The organism is uncultured Shewanella sp., assembly GCF_947501665.1.
Lineage (GTDB): Bacteria > Pseudomonadota > Gammaproteobacteria > Enterobacterales > Shewanellaceae > Shewanella.
The window spans coordinates 206015-226146 of record NZ_CANMWS010000005.1; the positions used below are offsets into that span (position 1 = coordinate 206015).

The following is a 20132-nucleotide window of genomic DNA, read 5'->3' on the forward strand; positions in this document are numbered from 1 at the left end:
GGTTCGTGCCGAATAGCCCGCTATTAGTAGAAATCACAACACAGATAGAGGCCAAAATAGTGATATTTAATGGCGCTGCTTAACCCGAGTTCAGGTTAAGTAAATATTCAGTTCATGCGGGAGTAAATAATGACCTTGTCTGCCCAATGTTGACCTTTCACTGAATAATTAATTATTGACTTAGGTTAGTATAAAACCAAATAAAAAGGCCTTTGACGTAAAGGCCTTTTTACATTTTTTATTTGTTCAATTCACTCTAGATGACTATTCATGTAACGCATCTTCACAGTCCAACAAGCTCATTGAGGAGTGCCCCCGCTTCTCGCCTTTGTTGCTCATCGCCTTCTAAGCCCACTTCTTTTAATAAAGTCCGCGCGCTCTCTTTGTCATCAATGTCCATATAAGCCCGTGCTAAGTCCAATTTATCACTCATACTTTGTTCAGCATTTTCCGCTTTAGGCTGGTCGGAAGACTCGGTAGACATCAAGCTTTCAAGCTCATCGATTTCAATATTCGACTCGAAAAAAGGATCGACTCTGCCTTTGTCATTGCTGGGTTCATCATTAAGTAAACTATTCAAATCAATAAAACTATTTTCTTCCTCAAACTTATCAAGTTCTTGATCTTGACTGGCGTTCTTCTTTTCATTTGTCATAATTGACGATGCATCTTGATGACTGAGGTCAAAATCCGTATCTGTAGCATGATGTTCAGGATCAACGACCACCACCTCATCTTCCAGTTCATTTAATAAAGCATCAATATCAGACACTGAATCCACCATAGCAGCTTGTTGTTCAGCATTTTCTTTCGCCACTTCATCAGGCAAGTCCTCATCAAGCACAACATCATTTGCCATATGAGTATTCAACCCCGTGATAATATCCTCTTTATCAGTCACATCGTTTTGAGCCATACCTTGACTTGACTCAGCTGCCCCCTGAACAATAGGTTCAACATTATCAAACTCTGCTAATAAACTTTCTAATTCATCATCTTCATGAGTCTGATCTATTTGAGGTAGTTCACCGGCTAATTCAGCAGCAATTTTATCTGATAAATCAGCGGATAAAATCAACTCATCGCTATCATTTTCTTGCGTATTTTCACTGAGTAAAGACGATTCGTCGCTACTGATTTTAGCCTTGAAAAAGTCTTCAACATCATCCTTTTGAGATTGTGAAACGCTGGATAAAGGCATATTTTCATCTGAGGTTTCGGTATCACTAGAAGCATTCATCTCATCAGAGTGTGTTTCATTATAACTGTCAGTATTTGCACGAGTCTGAGCAAAACCAGACAAAGGTGACTGCTCTTGAACAATTTGCTCCGCTTCAAGGGACACATCTTGGTGGGTAAAATCAACATCACTTTCTTCAACAGAGGGGGCGTCAGAAGACGAGGTCATTAACGATTCTTCAGTCGATGTTTGAATCGGTTCCAAGACGGTTTCTTCAGTCAATTTTTCCTCAGTGGTACTCTCATCATCATGCTCTTCAATGACCTCAGCCCAAAGTTCATCAATCGACGTATCTTTCTCATTTTGCGTATCCAAAGATGATGAATAATCATCAGTCTGTTCATTTTCAAATGCAACTAAATGCGCTTCTGGTAGTGAAGTATCTAATTGCACTGTTCTATCACTGTGTTGATCATCCAGTACTTTTTCAGCAGTATCGTCCTCGACACTAGGAGTATTCACTGGAGAAGAGACAAGATTATCTTCTTGGTTTTCAGCAACGACAGTATTAGCCGAAGCAGGCGTATTGGCGTCCGTTGGCTCATTATTTTTGGTTCTTCTAAACCATAGCCAAAATAGAATAATCAGCAATAAAGCAGGCCCGACAGCAAAAACGGCTAATAACTGTGGTTTATTCATTATACTTTGCCAAAAAGTGGGCGACTGTGATGCTAGGTCTCGATTAGACAAATCTTGCTTAATTGCACTTAACGTCGCCACTTGCTCCTCAGCAGTCTCTAATGCCTGCTTTTGCTTAGCATTTTGTATTAAACTGGCCTGTAATTTATCATTTAATGACGCCACCTTGTTATTGAGCTCTGCAATGGTGCTTTTTAATTCTTGGTTATCACTTTGTGCCAGCACTAACCCATCTGTCGCCTTGACAAATTCAGCACTTAATTGCAGGTTTCGCCTTTCAGCTTTTTCTAATTGCTCCGCTAAAGATCCAACCTGCCGCTTTGTCTCGGTTGATTGCTTCACATTTGTCGATTGAGTCTTTTTGGCGGTAACATTACTCACCGATTTTTTAGGGACATTAGTCTTTTCCCCCGCCGTTCTAGGGTATTGCTCCATCGTCGCTTTACTGGGAATCGCAAGCTTTGCCCCTTTAACTAAGCTATTGTAATTACTATTAGAAAATGCTTGTGGGTTAGCATCAAACAAGGCAGCCATGACTTGATGAGTCGTTAAATTAGGATCCGGTTTAACTTTTTGTGCAATGCTCCACAAAGTATCAAACGATTGTACCGGGCCATACTGCTTTGCTACCGTATTAACTTGCCCTTGAGGGCCAACAACGCTCAACGGCTCCGTTGCATGCACGGGGGAACATAAAAAAGAAGCACTTATAAATAAAGTACTGGCTGCCATCAAGGATTTAACATTTCGAGACCGAAAGTTCATCGTACCTTCCTTTGCAAACATGTCACTATCACCTTGGGTTTATTTTATCGCTGGTGATAACTTTAGGTAATTGTATTTATTAAGATTACTATAAACTAGATATCCATACTCTGCTATGTTTCTAGTTATAAAAATAACGGTTAATAAAAAAAGCCTGCTATTCGCGCAGGCTATTTTACAAAATATAGGATAGTTTCAATCGATTTAGTAATAATCTCTTATCAAAACTTCCGCTATTTGCACGCTGTTTAGTGCTGCGCCTTTTCGAATATTATCTGAAACGACCCAAAGATTGATGCCATTAGGATGTGAAATATCTTTTCTAACTCGGCCAACATACACAGGATCGGCACCCGCTCCATCTGTCACCGCCGTTGGGTATTCGTCATCAGACTCAAACAACTCAATGCCCTCAACACCTCGAAGAACCGCCTTAACATCATCGGCATCAACGGGTTGATGAGTTTCAAGATGAATCGCTTCAGAGTGACCATAAAAGACGGGAACTCTGACCGCTGTCGGATTAACTTCGATGCTGGTATCGCCAAAAATTTTCTGGGTTTCCCACACCATTTTCATTTCTTCTTTGGTGTAGCCATTATCCATAAACTTATCAATTTGCGGCAATACATTAAACGCAATTTGTTTCGAGTAGGCTTGAGGCTCAATCGGCAAACCTTGCAATAACTTGGCACATTGATTAGCTAATTCTTCAATGGCTTGCTTACCCGATCCCGACACTGATTGGTAAGTCGCCACATTAATGCGAGCAATGCCAAAAGCATCATAAATCGGTTTCAATGCCACTAACATCTGAATTGTTGAACAATTTGGGTTAGCAATAATATTACGATTACGAAAATCGGCTATCGCCTCAGGGTTCACTTCTGGCACGACAAGAGGAACATCAATGTCATAACGGAAGTGGGAAGTATTATCGATAACAACACACCCATTTTCAGCCGCAATGGGGGCCCATTTAGCAGACACATCTCCGCCTGCAGAAAAGAAACCAATCTGAGCTTGTGACCAGTCGAAGGTATCAACGTCAAGGATCTCAACTTTTTTACCATGAAAGTTCACCGTATCACCCGCACTACGGCTACTGGCTAGTGGGTATAAATTAGCCACGGGGAAGTTGCGTTCTTCTAGGATTTCAATCATTGTTTGACCCACCGCGCCCGATGCACCTAAAACTACCACGTTAAATTCTTGCGACATAATTACAGCTCAACTCCTGAAAACCCTAAATAAGATAACCAATTTACATCAAATTGTCCGCTATTGACTAGTGTTAATACACTTAATTCACGTCTATGTTTATGAATTTTTCTCATATGATCGAATCCGTTTACATTAAGAAATTGATTTCTAAACAAACGATCATCATCTCTGAGATCATAAACCAGCCGAACGAGCTGCAATAAGGCCTTTTCATCTGGCTGATTTTGTATATGAATATGCTCTATCCAATGGGGCGTTAACAAATCTGATAAAGATTTATCCCTACCAAGTCCCAAGTGTGCGCTCAACGCTTGATATAACATCAAACTGCCTCGTGCACGGCCTTCTAAACTGTAACCGGCAATATGCGGTGTCGCAAATTCAACCAAAGGCACTAACTCAGGCATGGGATGCGGCTCACCTTCCCACACATCGAGTACTAATTTGAGATCTGATCGGGCTTGCTTAACGGTTATTAACGCTTGATTATCGATGACATCACCACGGCAACAATTCAGCAACCAAGTGCCTACTCCTAATTGCAATAACCGCTTTTCATCAAATAAATGCCAAGTCGGGAAAGCCCCTGTACGTGTCATCGGCACATGTAAACTCAATACATCACAACGATCGAGTAAGGCGTCCAAGGAAACAAAATCACGCTCATCGCCTTGCTGCTGTAACAAAGGGTCGTGTAATAACACCTGCACACCAAATGCGGTTAAACACTTAGCAACAGCGGTACCTGTGTTCCCTGCGCCAACAATACCGACTATTTTATTTTTTAAGTTATCATTAAAACGATGCGCTAATTCAAGTAAGGCAATAAAAACAAACTCGCCAACCGCTGTAGCATTACACCCCGGTGCATTGGCAAAGGGAATACTTCGAGCCTGAAGGTAATCAAGATCAACATGATCAGTGCCAATAGTCGCACTGCCAACAAACTTAAGCTGGGTATTTTTATCTAATAAAGCCGCATTAACTTGAGTGACTGAACGCACCAACAACACATCGGCATCAGCAATACTGTCTGCTGTCAGCGTGCGCCCATTCACTTTTTCTATCGTCCCCAATTCACCAAATAGTGTATCCACATAGGGCATATTTTCATCAGCTATGATTTTCAATTCATTTCCTATACGACTAACAACTCATGACAAAGACTGAGAATAGGATAAAATTCATTACGATCACAAGATCCAAATGTAAAAAAAGGGAAGCCGTGGCTTCCCTTAATCATTTAATACTGAAACATTATGATTATTTATATTTGCTCATCACCAAGGTCGCATTGGTGCCACCAAAGCCGAAACTGTTACTCATAACAGTATTAAGCTCAGCTTCACGGTACTCAGTCACAATTGGCATGCCTTGCGCTTTTTCATCGACATTTTCAATATTAATGCTAGGTGCAATGAAGTTATTCTCCATCATAATAAGACTATAAATTGTCTCATGGACACCTGCTGCGCCTAATGCGTGACCTGTTAGCGATTTCGTTGATGCAATCGCAGGTAGATCATCAGCAAAAGTTTCACGTAATGCTTCTAGCTCACGAGTATCACCGACTGGCGTAGAAGTACCATGAGTATTAATGTAATCAATCGGAGTATCAACATCTGCTAATGCCATTTGCATACAACGCACCGCACCTTCACCTGAAGGAGCAACCATGTCATAACCGTCAGATGATGCACCATAACCGACAACTTCAGCATAAATCTTAGCGCCGCGGGCCAATGCATGTTCAAGTTCTTCAACCACCACGATACCACCACCACCGGAGATCACGAAACCATCACGGTCGGCATCATAAGTACGTGAGGCCTTAGTCGGATCATCATTGTACTTGGTTGACAATGCACCCATCGCATCAAAGCCCATGGTGAGTGTCCAATCCACTTCTTCTGCACCACCTGCAAACACCATATCTTGCTTACCCATTTGGATAAGTTCAACGGCATGACCAATACAATGCGCACTGGTTGCACAAGCAGAACTAATTGAATAGTTCATGCCCTTAATTTTAAAAGGTGTTGCTAAACAAGCACTAGCAGTACTGGCCATAATACGTGGCACAATATAAGGGCCAACACGTTTCACGCCTTTTTCACGTAAAATATCGGCCGCTTCCACTTGGTTGGCTGAAGAAGCCCCACCTGTACCTGCAATGATCCCCACACGAGGATCAGAATACTGCTCTTCTGTCAGTCCAGCATCAGCGATAGCCTGCTCCATAGCAATGTAGGCATAAGCAGCAGCTTTCCCCATAAAGCGCAATGCTTTACGGTCAATATGATCTTTTGGGTCTAACTTAATGTCGCCCCAAACATGGCTACGAAGCTTCATTTCTACAAACTGATCGGAGTGAGTTATTCCACTGCGGCCGGCTTTTAAGGATTCTGTGACTTCTTGCTTGTTGTTACCGATGCTCGACACGACGCCAAGCCCAGTGATCACGACTCTTTTCATTTTTTGCTATCCATTATGTACATGTAGTACCCAATTTTACTGAGCTAATGGTATCCCTTTTAGCGAGGTAAAGTGGTCAGCTTTCCACAAAAGGGCGATAAAAGTCTGTCTAAACGCCTATTACAGGCTAGGGCCTGTTAATCTTTGGTGATTAAATTATGTTCAAACAAACATGTTTTAATCACGGCAAGTGAGGTGACAGCGCTTGTCGCTCCTTTCTACTTCTACCGCGTTATCGCTTATTGATGGAGAATAACGACACCGCAGAAGCTCTGTATTGTATAAAGAAACGACAAACTGCTGCAGAAAGACTCACCAAAGATCAACAGCCCCTAAATAGATTAACATCCCTTGCCCAATAAAATGTACAATTAAATCAGAAAAAAGATAACCATCTTTTCGTTTCACCTATCACGGTAGCATTAAAGAGCCCAGCATGACAGTCAGTAGCCTTTACCAGTATGTTAAAACAACAAAAACCGACAATTCACCTATCGTTTTAGGTCAAATCGGTATGAGTGCGCCTAAAACATGGTTAACTTTACTTGCTGAGCATCAAAAATCGAATGCTCACATGCTCATTATAAAAACCTTTATTCCACATGCATCTGACATGCTTGGTAATGCTCCCCAACAAGCTATCGAGTTTTTCATTCAAAGTCAGCCAAGCTTGGCGCCCTATATCGATACCACATTGAATACAAAGTTAATTAATATTCATGGTATCCAACGTCTGAGCCTTAATAATGATCAGCTCATCTTAGACTTTCATATCGGGGAGTTAAAAGGTCAAATAGAAGAAATGCTAGTCTTCCAGCAGACTTTAATTTCTCATTGGTATAGTGAAAATACCCAAAGCCTCTTTCATATCAACCAAAGTCAGCTTTGGCAAATGGCTAAAATCAGTCAAGACACGGCGCCACTGTTATTTATTCACTCCCAAGGTCAAACGGAACATCCATCTCCCGTTCAAGTTGACTTTCAAAAAAGGGCCAAACAAGCTGGGTTTCAATGTCTCGCACTCGCTAACAACACTGAGCGCCAAGGTAGAGTCGATATCGACCAGCAGATCAACACGCATTCTTCTAAAAGTGTCGACAAGGATATTGCCAGTCAAGAGCGACAAGCATTACGTTATCAGCAAGCCATACACAATAACCCTTTTCCCTTAATGGGCACGAAAGAAGATCCCATTGCAATAATCGGTGGGGGCATAGCCAGTGCTCACTTAGCCTTATCACTGGCTAATCGTCAGCGCAAATTACATTTATTTTGTAAAGATCCTCACCTTGCCTCACAAGCTTCTGGCAATAAACAAGGGGCACTGTACCCATTACTCACACCTGAGAATAATACACTCAGTCAATATTTTCAGCAGGCTTTTTTATACAGTCGACGTCGGCTGGAAGCCTTGCAGCAATCAGGTTTTAACATCGCACATGATTTATGTGGCGTATTGCACACCGGATTTGATGAGCGCAGCCAAGCTCGCATCACCAAAATACTCACAGGTCATGCTTGGGATCCTAATATTGCTAGATCTGTTGATAAACAACTGGCCAGCCAACTTGCAGGTATTCCCATCGACAAATCAGGTATTTTCTATCCGCAAGGTGGATGGGTTTGTCCTGAAGACTATACCCTTGCCGCGATGAATAAAGCCATGAGCCTCACCCATCTTGAGCTTCATCTCAATTGTCATATTGATCGATTAGAGCAAAAAGATAATCAATGGTATTTATACCAAGGTGAGCAGGAATATGGCCCTTTTGCCAGTGTTGTCCTTGCCAATGGCCATGCGTTAACCCAATTTACACAAACAAAAACACTGCAGCTATCAGGTTTTAGAGGGCAAGTCAGTCACATTCCATCAAAAGGACAGCTCAGTGAATTACAAACCGTATTATGCGCCCATGGTTACCTGACCCCCAAATATCAACAAACTCACTGTGTCGGTGCCAGTTATGTCAAAAATGCCGCTGATCTTAATTTTTGCCCACAAGAGCAACGCGACAACCTGAATAAAATGCATCACAGTTATCCCAACCAACCTTGGGTCGACGATATTGATGTGAGTGATAATGATGCCAGAGTCGGCGTGCGTATGGTGACGCGAGATCATGCTCCAATGATGGGGCCGGTTCCCGATGTTGAGCAGTTATTGGCCCGTTATGAGCAACACCAATTAACCCCAGAAAGTCGACAATATTGGCAAAACACCCCCGCGCCTATCCACCAAGGTTTATATGTACTGGGTGGTCTGGGATCCCGAGGATTAAGCTCTGGACCATTGGCTGCAGAAGCATTGGCTGCCATGATCTGCGAGCAGCCTTTACCCATTAATCAAGCGGCATTAGCTTTACTCAGTCCAAATCGAATGTGGATGCGCAAGCTATTAAAAGGAAAGGCCTTATAGTTTTACTTTAGGTTTTCCCATGCCGATTTGTGTGGTTTGCATATAAGCTAATAACCCTTGAGCATCAGGCGTATTAGACGCTTGTAATCCCCTCACCACTCCTTGCTGATCGGCAAGGCTTTTCTGTTGCCCCAATTTTTGCTTACCTTGCCAATGTGCGATATCAATTTTAAAGGCGACGATCCCCGCCAATAATGTTTGCCGATATACAAGAGTCGACACGGGACTATCCACCACTAAATCTGGCTCAAATTGCGTAAATGTGCGCTCCATCACATCAAGTGTTTGCGTATCATCAAGTAAACTTAACATCCCTTTGACTTGCAGTGCAGCATAATTCCACGTCGGTACATTGGGTTGACTCACATACCAACGAGGGGAAATATAATCATGAGGACCATTAAACACAACCAATACCTCTGCATCACTTAATTGGCGCCAATGGCGGTTAGCTCTGGCAAAATGGCCGTATAACCTTGCATTGCCTTTTTCATCAATATCAACAATAAAAGGTAAATGGGTCGCGGTTAAATCCGATGACATGAGTACCCCAAAAGGATACGCCTCGATAAATTCGTGTAAATCATCAATGCTATTCAATGTATTACCCTTATTCAAACGATGAGACATAGTGTAATAGCCGCGCTTTTACTTCAGGCCACTGAGTGTGAATAATGCTGAAAAGCGCGGTATTTCGTAATGTACCATCGGCTAAAATACGTTGATGACGTAATATTCCTTCAAATGAAGCACCAAGGTTTGAGATAGCCCGCCTTGATTGTTGATTGTTTTCATGAGTTTTAAACTCAACACGTACCGCACCTAAGGACTCAAATGCATGTTCAAGTAAGACGTATTTTGCCTGAGTATTTGCATAGGTTCTTTGAAATTGAGGGCAAATAAAAGTAAAACCAATGTCAATGCTGCGATCTTCCACTCGAATAGCACAAAACCGAGTCGTACCTAGCAAAGCTTGTGTCTGATTATCAATGATCACAAATGGAAGATGCTCCCCCCTATCCTGCGCAGCTAAAGAGGAAGCAACCCAAGCTTGGGTATCCAATAAGGATGCACAATAATTAGGTTGTACCCATTGCCAAAAAGATAAATGATTGCCAGCCACAAATAAGGCATGAGCATCTTGATGCTGTAGTGGCCTTAACGTTATTTTCGAGGCAGTGAGTAATATTGGGACGGGTTTAAACGGCATGTTTGGTATCATTAAATTAATCCTTCACTGTTTTTTTATTATCTTCTTTGATCTGTGGTATAAGATTAACAACCAGATTTAATATTTTACTTATACCAGATTAAATGACATATTCGGCGAACATGAAAAAACCTTGTCGAGCAGATAAAGGAAGGGAAACACATGCCATTACTCGCCTTAGCGTTAGACAACACTATTCGGCCACGTTTCTTGCAAATTGCCATGGGGATTAAAAAAAGTATTCAATTTGGGCAACTTCAACCCGGCGAGCCGTTACCTTCAACTCGAACCCTCGCCAAACAAGTAGACTGTCATCGCCATACTGTTATGTCAGCCTATCAAGAACTTATCGCTCAAGGCTGGCTTTGTGCCACACAACGCCAAGCTTACACAGTGAACCAGCACTTACCCATAGATACGAGCCAACACTTAGTGCGAACGGAGGAGAAACCTACCTCAACATTTCAATGGTCACTCAAGCCAGACCAGCTTGCCAATGCCAATTCCAATTCCAATTCACACACTCAGCCCCCCGCGCATACTTTTGAATTTAATTTTGCTGGTGGGCAGGCCGATCTCAGTCTATTTCCTTTCCAACATTTTAAAGCCTACCTCAATCACACATTAGTCAGGCCTGATTTAAGCGAGCTGCATTACGGTAATTTAGCGGGCACCGCCCTATTCATAGAGCAAGTGAGTACCTATTTGCGAAAAACCCGCAACATACAGCACAAGGACATCATTGCCGTTAATGGCTCCCAAGAAGCATTATATTTATTATCGCAAGTATTATTATCCCCTGGGGATCATGTTGCCGTTGAATCATTAGGCTATCAGCCCGCTTGGCAAGCCTTTCGCGCAGCGGGCGCCCGTTTATTGCCTATCAAGCAACACAAGCAAGGAATTGATATTGAAGCCTTAACAGCACTTGCTGAGCATCAAAAACTGAAGCTGATTTATTTAACCCCCTTACATCAATACCCGACGACAGTCACTTTACCTATTGCTGAACGCATGGCGATTTACCAGCTTGCCGCTCAACATAATATCGCCATCATTGAAGATGATTACGATCATGAATTTCATTATGACAGCCAGCCATTAAGTCCAATGGCCAGTGACGATCCTCAAGGATTAGTGATTTATTTAGCCACCTTCTCTAAAATCATGTTTCCAGGCAATCGTTTAGGGATCATGGCCATCGATAAAGCCTTGACGCCAGCACTGCTGCATTATCGACAATTAATGAATCACAAGCCCAATGCACTCATGCAACAAGCTGTCGCTAACTGGATGCAAACAGGTGACTTTGAACGCCACTTGCGTAAAATGACGAAAATATATCATCAACGCCGCGATCATGCGGTTAAGATCATCAATACCTACAATGAGCATCGACTTAAACCACTCACATTGACCATTCCAGCGGGCGGCATGGCCCTTTGGGTTGAAGTCGGCAATATGGCAGCAACGCTTGAGACATTGTGCCATCAAAACGGTATTTATTTGTTATCGGAAAAACACTTTCAGCTCACACCAGACACTTCACCCAATAGCCATATTCGCATTGGCTTTGCGGGCATGAGTGAAGAAAAGTTACAACAGGGAATCGACAAGCTCCTCCATTTCATCGACTCACTGAACACCCCGTAAAGTCAAGCCCATAAACTTACACTATACCCGTGATACTTGAAAATGCAGGATTCAGCTGGAATGAAAAGCCTTTTAGACAAGGTCATTAATTGCACCTGCATGAATGACATTTCCATCATCCTTGATGGTCAGCTGAACAGCGTGCCTAGTCATTCTAAGCTGATGTTCAGTAACGCTGTATAAAAGGCTTGCTTTTACATATAAAGAAGCCAGCCCTTTGGGAGTCTGTAAAAGCACCGACTTCTGCGTTGTATCATCTTAAAAGGCAATAAGCATTTTGGCCCCTTTTCTTGCAAAAGAGTACGCCTTGAATTAGGCACTTTTACAGGCTCTGAAAACAGGCATCTTCAAGTATCACGGGTATATATTCAATAGCAATACGGAATACCATTTCTCACACAGCATGGCTATGAAACAAAGGTGCATTCATGACATAGTTCAATATCAAATTAATGCGTTTAGTCGGCATTATCGTGTTATTTCATTAAATATAGCTATAAATGTAGCCATGGATAACCCGAAAAAGTGAACTTTGGTTATCGAGTATCTCGCTATGCCCATCATTAGCTCGACCTAAACGTAAAAAATAAATACCAATATAAGCAGGTATATTAACCACTCCCCCAGCATCTGTTCTCTATGCCTGCAATAGATACTAGAGGAGAAAGCATAAAATGAATACCGCACCTACTCAATTAAAGGTGCACCTACCAACGGCAATTGCTGATAATACAGCGCCTCTTCGACTCGCATTAACGCAGGTGCTTGTGTGCGAGTTGACGGCATCAAGCTGCAATAAATCACGCTTGAGTCGAGCGGATCGTTTTCGCATAAGTCGCCGTCATCTTGATGATTCCCCCCTCCACCATTGAGACTATCACTACCGCTATCGCCGTATAAGGTATCTGTACCTGCACGACCTTCTAAGCCATCGTCACCACTGCCACCATATAATAAGTCATCCCCTTTATTGCCTTGCAATATATCATTGCCATCACCACCATAGAGCTTATCATCACCTTGTTTACCCATTAAAATGTCGGCACCCGCTTCACCATAGAGGTGATCGTTGCCTCTGTTGCCTTTGATCACATCGTCACCCTCGCCACCATAAATGCAATCATGACCATTATTACCTGTGAGTATGTCATTGCCGCCATAACCTAACATCAAGTTGCTACCCGATGCGCCCACTAAATTATCATCGGCTGCCGTACCTTCGATAACATTATCGTAGTCGCTCATGGGTTTATCACAATACAAAGGCTCAAGCTCATCTAACGCGGTTAAGGCATTATCTAAGTTGATGGTCGATAAAGCTAAGCGAGGAATATAGTTACCCGTATTTAGATTGTAATAGCCTCTATGATGAGAGTGGGTCGAATAAATCTCGGTGCTGGATTGCTTTAAGGCTTGATGAATTTGCTCAATACTGGCATCTGGTGAGTGTTGCTTTAAAATCAACCAGGCACCAGCAAGTAAGGGGGATGCGGCCGAGGTGCCAGAAAAACCTTGATAGACTCTGTCATAATAATGGGGGTTCGAGGTCATCGAATTGGTCGGCACGACAAAGTCTAGACTAGCGGCAATGTTGGCAAAATCAGACACGCTACCATCACTACCCGCCGATGCAACAGAGATCACATTCGATACACAAGCTGGGTAAATAAGGCGGCCATTAACACCATCATTACCGCTTGCCGCGATCACCGCAATGCCGACATCACGTAAATTTTGCACTACCGTATACACACTAGCCGCGCTTGGGTGCGCATCACAACTGCCATCCTCGGCATAGTAACTGGCATCGAGTAATATTCCAAAGCTCATATTCACAGCGGCAATATTGTGTTCAAAACGATACGTATCGTAGATATCGTCTAATCGGTTCGTTGATAAGCTATCGATACCTAAAATATCAGCATCCTTAGCGATACCAGAAAAATCCACCACATCGTCATCATTGACATCGGCTCCACGTCCTGCTGCAACACCCGCCACTTGGGTACCATGAGAACACAGGTTATCATTAACTGCACAGGTATCATTGTTATTTTTTACGACTTGCTTACCTGCAAAAAAAGGGTGCAACGCATCCAGTGGCTTATCGATAATAGCTACCATATAGCCGTCCCCAGTATAACCACGATCCCAAGCTTTATCGACGCGAACGCTTAAACCATTTTTACATAAGGTTGATTTTGAATTGCCGTAACCATAGCAACTGGTTTCCACTTTGGGGTTTATAGGATCGACAACATTAACAATACGATGGGTTGTCATGCTATTCCCTGCGATATCGTTAGTATCATAGAAAACTTCATAGGTGCCTGCAATATGCGTATTGACTCGAGAGGCATCGATACTGACACTACTGCCATCATCGGTCGTCACACCAGGATCGACATAATCGTTACCTAATAAGACCTCTGTCGTTTTCCCTCCAACTAAGGTGATCAAAGGCGGCTGAGCATCATACACTACATCATGGGGAATACCATAAGACTCATCACCATCTGGCAGTACCGTATATAACCACATGGCAATGGTACCTTCGCGTAAGAACATGATCTTAAAAGACCAACTACCGTCAGGTTCTACCACTACGGTATAATCATTAATGGGCACCCTATTACTCATATCATCGATAAAGACTTGTGACCAATAATCACCAAACTCTACCTCAACCTGAGTATTTTCAGGCACACTACCACTGATAGTAATAATATTATTTGATGATACCTCGCCAAAAGGCGGAGATACCACAACAGGTTCCCCTATATTCGTATCATTATTAGCAAAGGCTGCAACAATAAAAAACAAATGAAAAATAAAAAACAGATAAAGCAACGCATTTTTATATTTAAACATGACATAACTCCTTGTCAACAACAATTTAAATTAATACTTTGAAATAAAAATGAAGTAATACTTATCTTTATTTCCACTGCTTTTAAATATGACTCAGATAACTAAAGTAAAGTAGATTAACCTGTTAAAGTAAAGCAAACATTACATCTTTAACTGTATATTTATAAAACATTAAATTTAATAAATAAGTAATGTTCGTCATTCTGTTTCATTTCCGTACAATAATTAAAAACAGGAATAGCACATGACCCAGTCTTTTGATTTCGAACAAGCCTTAAAAGCATTACAAGCAAGTAAAATCTAACGGGTAAAGATGATATTCTTAGTTCGTTAATCACACAACTGACCGAAGCGGCACTTAATGCTGTAATCGAACAACATCTAGAACAAGAGACAGACAATCCACCTTTGAACCTCAGCTTATTAAAAAACACCCAGCCACTTAAATCGATGAAATATACAGGAACACCCCATGTTTTACATGGGAGTGAGCGACCGTGATATTCATCAGCATGTTGAAGACATATACAGTATCACGGCCTCAGTAGAAAGGATTAACAGTGCCACCAATAAACGGCTTCTCGAGCTTAAGGCTTGGCAACAAAGACCATTAGACTGTCATCATTGTTCTATAATCAATAGCAATACACAATGCTGTTTTCTCACTCAGCATGGCTATGAAATAAAGGTGCACTCATGGACACAGTTCAATCTCATTATTTTAAGACCAGTGATGGCGTCACATTGCACTATTTAGAAGCAAAACGCTCAGAAACAGACCCAGGTGAAACCTTATTATTACTTCCGGGTGGAGGGCTTTCAGCCGATATTTTTCAACAGCAAATCACTGTTTTTAGCCAGCATTATCGCGTCATTTCGTTAGATAAGCGTGGCCATGGGCAATCAGAAAAAGTGGACTTTGGCTATCGAGTATCTCGCTATGCCCATGATTTACATGATCTACTTACAGCCTTATCATTATCAAATGTAACCATAGTCGCTCATTCAATGGGCGCCGCGATGGTCTACGATTACATTGACTTATTCGGCCATCAATCGATTAAAAAGCTTATTATTGTGGATGAGCCTGCGGCATTACTCGTTAATCCCGCTTGGTCTGATAATGAGAAACAGCAATATGGCACCATTTATCAAGCAGCAGAACTCCATGGACTCACCAATGGTTTTCTTGAAGACAATACCAATGCACTCAAACAAAATATTGTTAATGCCATGACCACACCCCATGCCACAAGCGCACAAAAAAACTTTATTCTAGGTTGTATGGCAATACCGGGCAGCGCTGCTAGCCAACTCTATTTAAACAACATATGCCAAGATTTCCGCGATGTACTTAAAAAGCTGACTCTACCTGTGCTTTTTATCACAGGCAGAGCCAGTCTTCATCCTTGGCAGTCTCACCAATGGATGCACGAACAAGTCCCCAATTCAGAACTCTTTATATTTGAAGAACAACAAGGAGGTAATCACTTTATGATGGTGGAAAACCCCGAACAGTTTAATCAAGTGGTGCTCGATTTTATTAATAAATAAAAAATAAATCATCAATCACTATAGAGCCCATGTTGTTCCTAAACTTCAATAATCAATATTTACATTTGATCTATTTCTTGTTGTAGCTGTTTTGCCATACTGGGCTCAAACACCACCACTTTTGTATACTCACCTTTCTGTTTAAAAACATCTTTATCACAAGTAAATAAAGCCGAATCAGGTAAAGTATGAACATACTCATTCAATTCCTCATTGAAACGAGCTGTATGCCCAATCGTACTCCCAGCATAAAATACAGCAATTTTAGCCTTAGGGTCTTGTTTCAATAACGCTAAATAATCAGTTCGAATACTTCTCTGTGTCGGTCTACACATCGCGTATTCATTCATACCACTATGAATACCAGATACATCCTCATTATAAAAATCATTTTTGAGCGCATAGTTGTGGCAAACCGTCTTACTTTGTTCTGGATTAATAATGGTGATATGACCCTTTAAGTTAGAATGATATTTGAATAGGCCTTCTTCTGCTTCAATAAAACGACTCTCTGTTTGTGAATTACGCTCGACTGTAGGTAAAACCAACGACGGTAGTTTCTGCTTTACCAAGGTGCTTTCAGTCAGCCTTGATTGAGACTCAACAAGTTGACTATTATGATTTTGCTTCACTGAACTCTGCGTAACCAATGAAGAAGTCGTCTGTAAAAGAGGCGCCGTAGACTTAATTGCACGATGTGATGCCAAACTAATAACAGGCGAGGAGCTATTAAAAATTTCAAATGCTTTTTTAATATCTTTACCCATTAATATACCAGTATGCCCATCTGATCTAGCTTCTCTTTGATTTATCTGTTCAAACAACCTATCAACTTGTGGTTTTTTCTCACTAGATGATTCACACAAATGTAAAAGTGCTGCTTTAAATTCTGTACGACCTTTATCATAACTGGCTTGTCTCTGTTCAAAAGTTTGTTTGCTACTCCATTCTTTTTTATTGCCAGTGTTGATATCAGTATTTTCCACCTTTGCCTTACTATAGAGCACAATATTTTTTGAAAATGGTTTATAAGAATCCCTCCCTCGAATTTCATGCTCTGTCGGTATTAGGTTCTTCAACGACATCAAATTATTAAAATTAAATGTACTAGGAGTAATGGAACGATCTGGCATATACTACCTCAAAAATTAAAACAATTAACATAAAGGGCTTCTCTTTAACTAAAAGAGGGTTAAAAATTAAAAAAAGTGACCCGTTTCTAGCGCTAAAACCAATATTTTGTAGAGATTATTAACACGACAGTTTTAACTTTATAAAATTAGAAGTAAGCCGAATTTTCCTGCATGAATTTATTAACATCAAAGTTAATATTTTGCTTGCTAATTTGTTCTGTTAGATACTGTACTTTATTTTTACCTGCTTTATTTTCAAACTCTATCTCTTGATATAATTGAAATATTTTTTGCCCATCAGTATCTAAGCCAAATTCCGAAGTGGCCTCTTCCAATGACATTGTTAAACACATATCATCAACCCCTAAATGATCTAACTTCAACTTTAGTAATTCACCCACTTGACTGTCTTTCAACTGTAAACTCTGCACCCTCTTTTGTTCTTGTAAATCGAGTTCTCTTATTTCATGTTCAAATTGAGACTTCATATCTGGTGTCAATACTTCAAGTTTAGAGTACCCCCCACTGCGCTTAAATTGCTCAATTGGACAGGTAAATAACGCTTCACCTGGTAAGGTATGTACAAACTCTTTCAAATCCTTATCAAAACGTGCAGTATGACCAACCGTTCCTCCTTGATAAAAAACAGCCACTCTTGCCTCCGGATCCCGTTTTAATAGCTCAAGATAATCTCGATGAAGCGACCCCTCTCCTGGCACATGTGAATTCACTTCATTTATTTCATCATTTCTAAACTCATTATGTAACGCATAGTTATGACACACCCCTTTACCCAAATCTGGATTAACAATCTTAATATCACAGCGTTTCAAATTTGGTACATGTGATTCCAATATTTTTTTCGCTTTTTGGCAATCTAACGCTCTTTCACCTGATAGCTCTTCTTGTGATAAAACATGAGAGCTTAGCGTTGAGGATGACTCTACCTGAGTTGATAGTTTTATTTGTGAGTGTACTACAGGTGAACTCAACGGACTCGATAAGGGCTGAGTTTCCTGTTTTTTCGTTAAATTAACTGGAGAAAGTTGACTATGACTCATTTGTAAAAGTGATTGCTTGGGTACTTTTACTTTTCTTGGGAATGGCTCACTCAAGTACTCATATGCTTTTATAATATCACTGCCTTTTAAGACTCCTGTATGGCCATCCCCTCTTGTTCTATGAGCAATATCATTAAAAAGTGACTCTATTTGTGACTCTTTCCCTTTAAACTTTGAGGATTCACACAGATGTAAAAGTGCCGCTTTCAATTCAGTCCTGCCTTTATCATAACTGGCTTGTCTATCTGAAAAACTTGTTGAACCCCAAGATTGACTCGTTGTATGTTCACTCGTAATACTGCTATCTTTTACTTTTTCTTTACTATAAAGCACTATATCTTTCGAAAAAGGAACATGAGAACCACGCCCTCGAACCTCGTGAGCTTCTGGGATGTTATTTTTTAATGATGTTAAATTATTAAAATTAAATGTACTGGGAGTAATTGTACTACTTGGCATAATTCACCTCAAAATAAACTATCCACATAAAGGAAACCTCTTAAGATTTAAATATTAAAAAACAAAAATAGCGGAAAAAACAATATTTAAAATAATGTAAGCTATATTAAGAACTAACAAAAACAACAGAAATAAGATTGAAATAGTAGAAACTATATTAATAACTGTGATGAGAAACGATTATAATTACTAACTGACTTAACCGATTTTTTTTGATTAAAGAAACTTTCATCATGAATAATCGCTTGCCAGATATCAGCACGTTCAATAAAGTTCGTCAATACATCAATCATAATAGGGAGAGAAAGATCCTGAATAAACAATTGAAATAGTTGAACTATACTCCCATCAGTTTTATTCAATGCCATTTGTATACCACCCGATTCAGGCCAACATAAATTATACTCAAGCAATAAATCATGTAATTTATTCACCTCAGACAATGTCGGAATTCCAATGTTATATTGTAAAGTCAATTTATGCTGGTTAGAGATATAAAAGAGTTCAACAAGTTTATTATCCTCAAATTGAATGCTCCAGCTATCTTCATCATGTTTATTAATCGAGTCTATTGCCATCATGGCACCTAACTCAGTTAAAATAATATCCACTTTCTGAGAGTCTGACATATTCACCTCTTCTTATTTTACTCAATGAATAAAATAACCCTAAACATTACCAAATTTTAGATAGCACTATATCGACGATAAGAAAGTAAAACTATCATATAAATGAATAATTATAAAAAAAATGAAAAAAACAAAAATATTCACTTAACGACAATACAGATAAGTTAACTGTGTTAAAAGTAGGGTTAAGATGATAATTATAATAGACTTCAGAGTAAATAATATAATTATACCGAATAATGCAGAACAAGTATTATTTCATACATAAAGCATAAAAAAAATGCCACCTTAGTCAATAAAAATGGGGATTATAAGATTAGTCTCCGATGAGCTTATGAATTAAATCATGCAAAAGTACGTATAATACTTCCCAACACTCATAACAATCCCTATGCCTGTATCATTTTTCGATGCCTCCTTCCTCTGAAATTGAAAATCCAAACATGTAATATATGAAGCCAGATAAAAACTCTAGCCTTGTTAGGCTAACAGAGTCTTATTCGCGCCTACTCACTATCCCAACACCGTCAATACTAAAAGCGTCGTAAAGACAGAAATACTAAAGTGAGTCAACACTCAAACAAGGATCGGGCAACAGATAAATCTATAGCGAGTTTCTAACAAATTGTTTTACAACACTGTTTATTTTTATACTCTGTATAGTAAGTACCTGAGTATAAAATTACCAACAATTAGAATGATATTTGAGCGTTAGATTACCAATGACTGATGCTTGCATTCATGTAATCATTTTTATATAAATATCATTATGATATATACCATTGCTTTTTATAAATGAAACA

Annotated in this window: 13 protein-coding genes and 1 pseudogene; 4 read left to right on the forward strand and 10 right to left on the reverse strand. The window is 40.3% G+C overall.

Annotated features, from left to right (window positions below; translation table 11 throughout):
- Nucleotides 1-283 precede the first annotated feature (283 nt).
- The 4 genes from Q0976_RS05480 to fabB all read right to left on the reverse strand — a co-directional run bounded on the left by Q0976_RS05480 (nt 284) and on the right by fabB (nt 6343).
- Nucleotides 284-2665 (reverse strand): FimV/HubP family polar landmark protein, encoded by a 2382-nt coding sequence (locus Q0976_RS05480; protein WP_299491846.1) that lies wholly within the window; start codon nt 2663-2665, stop codon nt 284-286.
- Nucleotides 2666-2848: 183 nt separating this feature from the next.
- Nucleotides 2849-3865: an aspartate-semialdehyde dehydrogenase gene (locus Q0976_RS05485; RefSeq protein WP_299491847.1), complete on the reverse strand. Its 1017-nt coding sequence runs from the start codon at nt 3863-3865 to the stop codon at nt 2849-2851.
- A 2-nt stretch (nt 3866-3867) separates the two neighbouring features.
- Nucleotides 3868-4998 (reverse strand): 4-phosphoerythronate dehydrogenase, encoded by a 1131-nt coding sequence (locus tag Q0976_RS05490; protein ID WP_299491849.1) that lies wholly within the window; start codon nt 4996-4998, stop codon nt 3868-3870.
- Nucleotides 4999-5131: 133 nt separating this feature from the next.
- A complete protein-coding gene (gene fabB / locus Q0976_RS05495; RefSeq protein WP_299491851.1) occupies nt 5132-6343 on the reverse strand; it encodes a beta-ketoacyl-ACP synthase I in 1212 nt (403 codons plus the stop codon).
- Nucleotides 6344-6779: 436 nt separating this feature from the next.
- On the opposite strand from fabB, the gene mnmC reads away from it, so the two are divergent.
- Nucleotides 6780-8759, forward strand: a complete 1980-nt coding sequence (gene mnmC, locus Q0976_RS05500) for an FAD-dependent 5-carboxymethylaminomethyl-2-thiouridine(34) oxidoreductase MnmC (protein WP_299491853.1) — start codon at nt 6780-6782, stop codon at nt 8757-8759.
- Here the strand turns inward: mnmC and Q0976_RS05505 are convergent.
- Nucleotides 8754-9359 (reverse strand): FMN-binding negative transcriptional regulator, encoded by a 606-nt coding sequence (locus Q0976_RS05505; protein ID WP_299491854.1) that lies wholly within the window; start codon nt 9357-9359, stop codon nt 8754-8756. The genes mnmC and Q0976_RS05505 overlap by 6 nt on opposite strands.
- 10 nt (nt 9360-9369) lie before the next feature.
- Nucleotides 9370-9981 (reverse strand): GNAT family N-acetyltransferase, encoded by a 612-nt coding sequence (locus Q0976_RS05510; RefSeq protein ID WP_299491856.1) that lies wholly within the window; start codon nt 9979-9981, stop codon nt 9370-9372.
- Between the two features lie 150 nt (nt 9982-10131).
- Between Q0976_RS05510 and Q0976_RS05515 the strand changes: the two genes are divergently transcribed.
- Complete coding sequence (locus tag Q0976_RS05515; protein ID WP_299491858.1) at nt 10132-11622, forward strand: PLP-dependent aminotransferase family protein; 1491 nt, start codon at nt 10132-10134, stop codon at nt 11620-11622.
- Nucleotides 11623-12309: 687 nt separating this feature from the next.
- On the opposite strand, the gene Q0976_RS05520 is transcribed toward Q0976_RS05515, so the two are convergent.
- Nucleotides 12310-14493, reverse strand: a complete 2184-nt coding sequence (locus tag Q0976_RS05520) for a S8 family serine peptidase (protein ID WP_299491860.1) — start codon at nt 14491-14493, stop codon at nt 12310-12312.
- Between the two features lie 244 nt (nt 14494-14737).
- On the opposite strand from Q0976_RS05520, the pseudogene Q0976_RS05525 reads away from it, so the two are divergent.
- Both Q0976_RS05525 and Q0976_RS05530 read left to right on the forward strand, forming a co-directional pair.
- Nucleotides 14738-15118, forward strand: a pseudogene (locus Q0976_RS05525) (transposase); the annotation flags it as partial.
- A 71-nt stretch (nt 15119-15189) separates the two neighbouring features.
- On the forward strand, nt 15190-16047 hold the full coding sequence (locus tag Q0976_RS05530; RefSeq protein ID WP_299491862.1) for an alpha/beta hydrolase: 858 nt from the start codon (nt 15190-15192) through the stop codon (nt 16045-16047).
- A 59-nt stretch (nt 16048-16106) separates the two neighbouring features.
- On the opposite strand, the gene Q0976_RS05535 is transcribed toward Q0976_RS05530, so the two are convergent.
- The 3 genes from Q0976_RS05535 to Q0976_RS05545 form a co-directional block, all read right to left on the reverse strand.
- Nucleotides 16107-17180, reverse strand: coding sequence for a hypothetical protein (locus Q0976_RS05535; RefSeq protein WP_299491864.1), 1074 nt, complete (start codon nt 17178-17180; stop codon nt 16107-16109).
- Between the two features lie 146 nt (nt 17181-17326).
- Nucleotides 17327-18700, reverse strand: a complete 1374-nt coding sequence (locus Q0976_RS05540) for a hypothetical protein (RefSeq protein WP_299491866.1) — start codon at nt 18698-18700, stop codon at nt 17327-17329.
- Between the two features lie 152 nt (nt 18701-18852).
- Nucleotides 18853-19329 carry a type III secretion system chaperone gene (locus tag Q0976_RS05545; RefSeq protein ID WP_299491868.1) on the reverse strand — a complete coding sequence of 159 codons (477 nt, stop codon included), beginning with the start codon at nt 19327-19329 and terminating at the stop codon, nt 18853-18855.
- Between the last annotated feature and the right edge of the window lie 803 nt (nt 19330-20132).

What these genes read in the sequence shown, in the direction of transcription:
- Q0976_RS05520 (WP_299491860.1), bottom strand. Translation starts at nt 14,493, where the DNA reads ATGTTTAAATATAAAAATGCGTTGCTTTATCTGTTTTTTATTTTTCAT.
- mnmC (WP_299491853.1), top strand. Translation starts at nt 6,780, where the DNA reads ATGACAGTCAGTAGCCTTTACCAGTATGTTAAAACAACAAAAACCGAC.
- Q0976_RS05480 (WP_299491846.1), bottom strand. Translation starts at nt 2,665, where the DNA reads ATGTTTGCAAAGGAAGGTACGATGAACTTTCGGTCTCGAAATGTTAAA.
- Q0976_RS05510 (WP_299491856.1), bottom strand. Translation starts at nt 9,981, where the DNA reads ATGATACCAAACATGCCGTTTAAACCCGTCCCAATATTACTCACTGCC.
- Q0976_RS05515 (WP_299491858.1), top strand. Translation starts at nt 10,132, where the DNA reads ATGCCATTACTCGCCTTAGCGTTAGACAACACTATTCGGCCACGTTTC.
- fabB (WP_299491851.1), bottom strand. Translation starts at nt 6,343, where the DNA reads ATGAAAAGAGTCGTGATCACTGGGCTTGGCGTCGTGTCGAGCATCGGT.
- Q0976_RS05540 (WP_299491866.1), bottom strand. Translation starts at nt 18,700, where the DNA reads ATGCCAAGTAGTACAATTACTCCCAGTACATTTAATTTTAATAATTTA.
- Q0976_RS05485 (WP_299491847.1), bottom strand. Translation starts at nt 3,865, where the DNA reads ATGTCGCAAGAATTTAACGTGGTAGTTTTAGGTGCATCGGGCGCGGTG.
- Q0976_RS05545 (WP_299491868.1), bottom strand. Translation starts at nt 19,329, where the DNA reads ATGTCAGACTCTCAGAAAGTGGATATTATTTTAACTGAGTTAGGTGCC.
- Q0976_RS05530 (WP_299491862.1), top strand. Translation starts at nt 15,190, where the DNA reads ATGGACACAGTTCAATCTCATTATTTTAAGACCAGTGATGGCGTCACA.
- Q0976_RS05535 (WP_299491864.1), bottom strand. Translation starts at nt 17,180, where the DNA reads ATGCCAGATCGTTCCATTACTCCTAGTACATTTAATTTTAATAATTTG.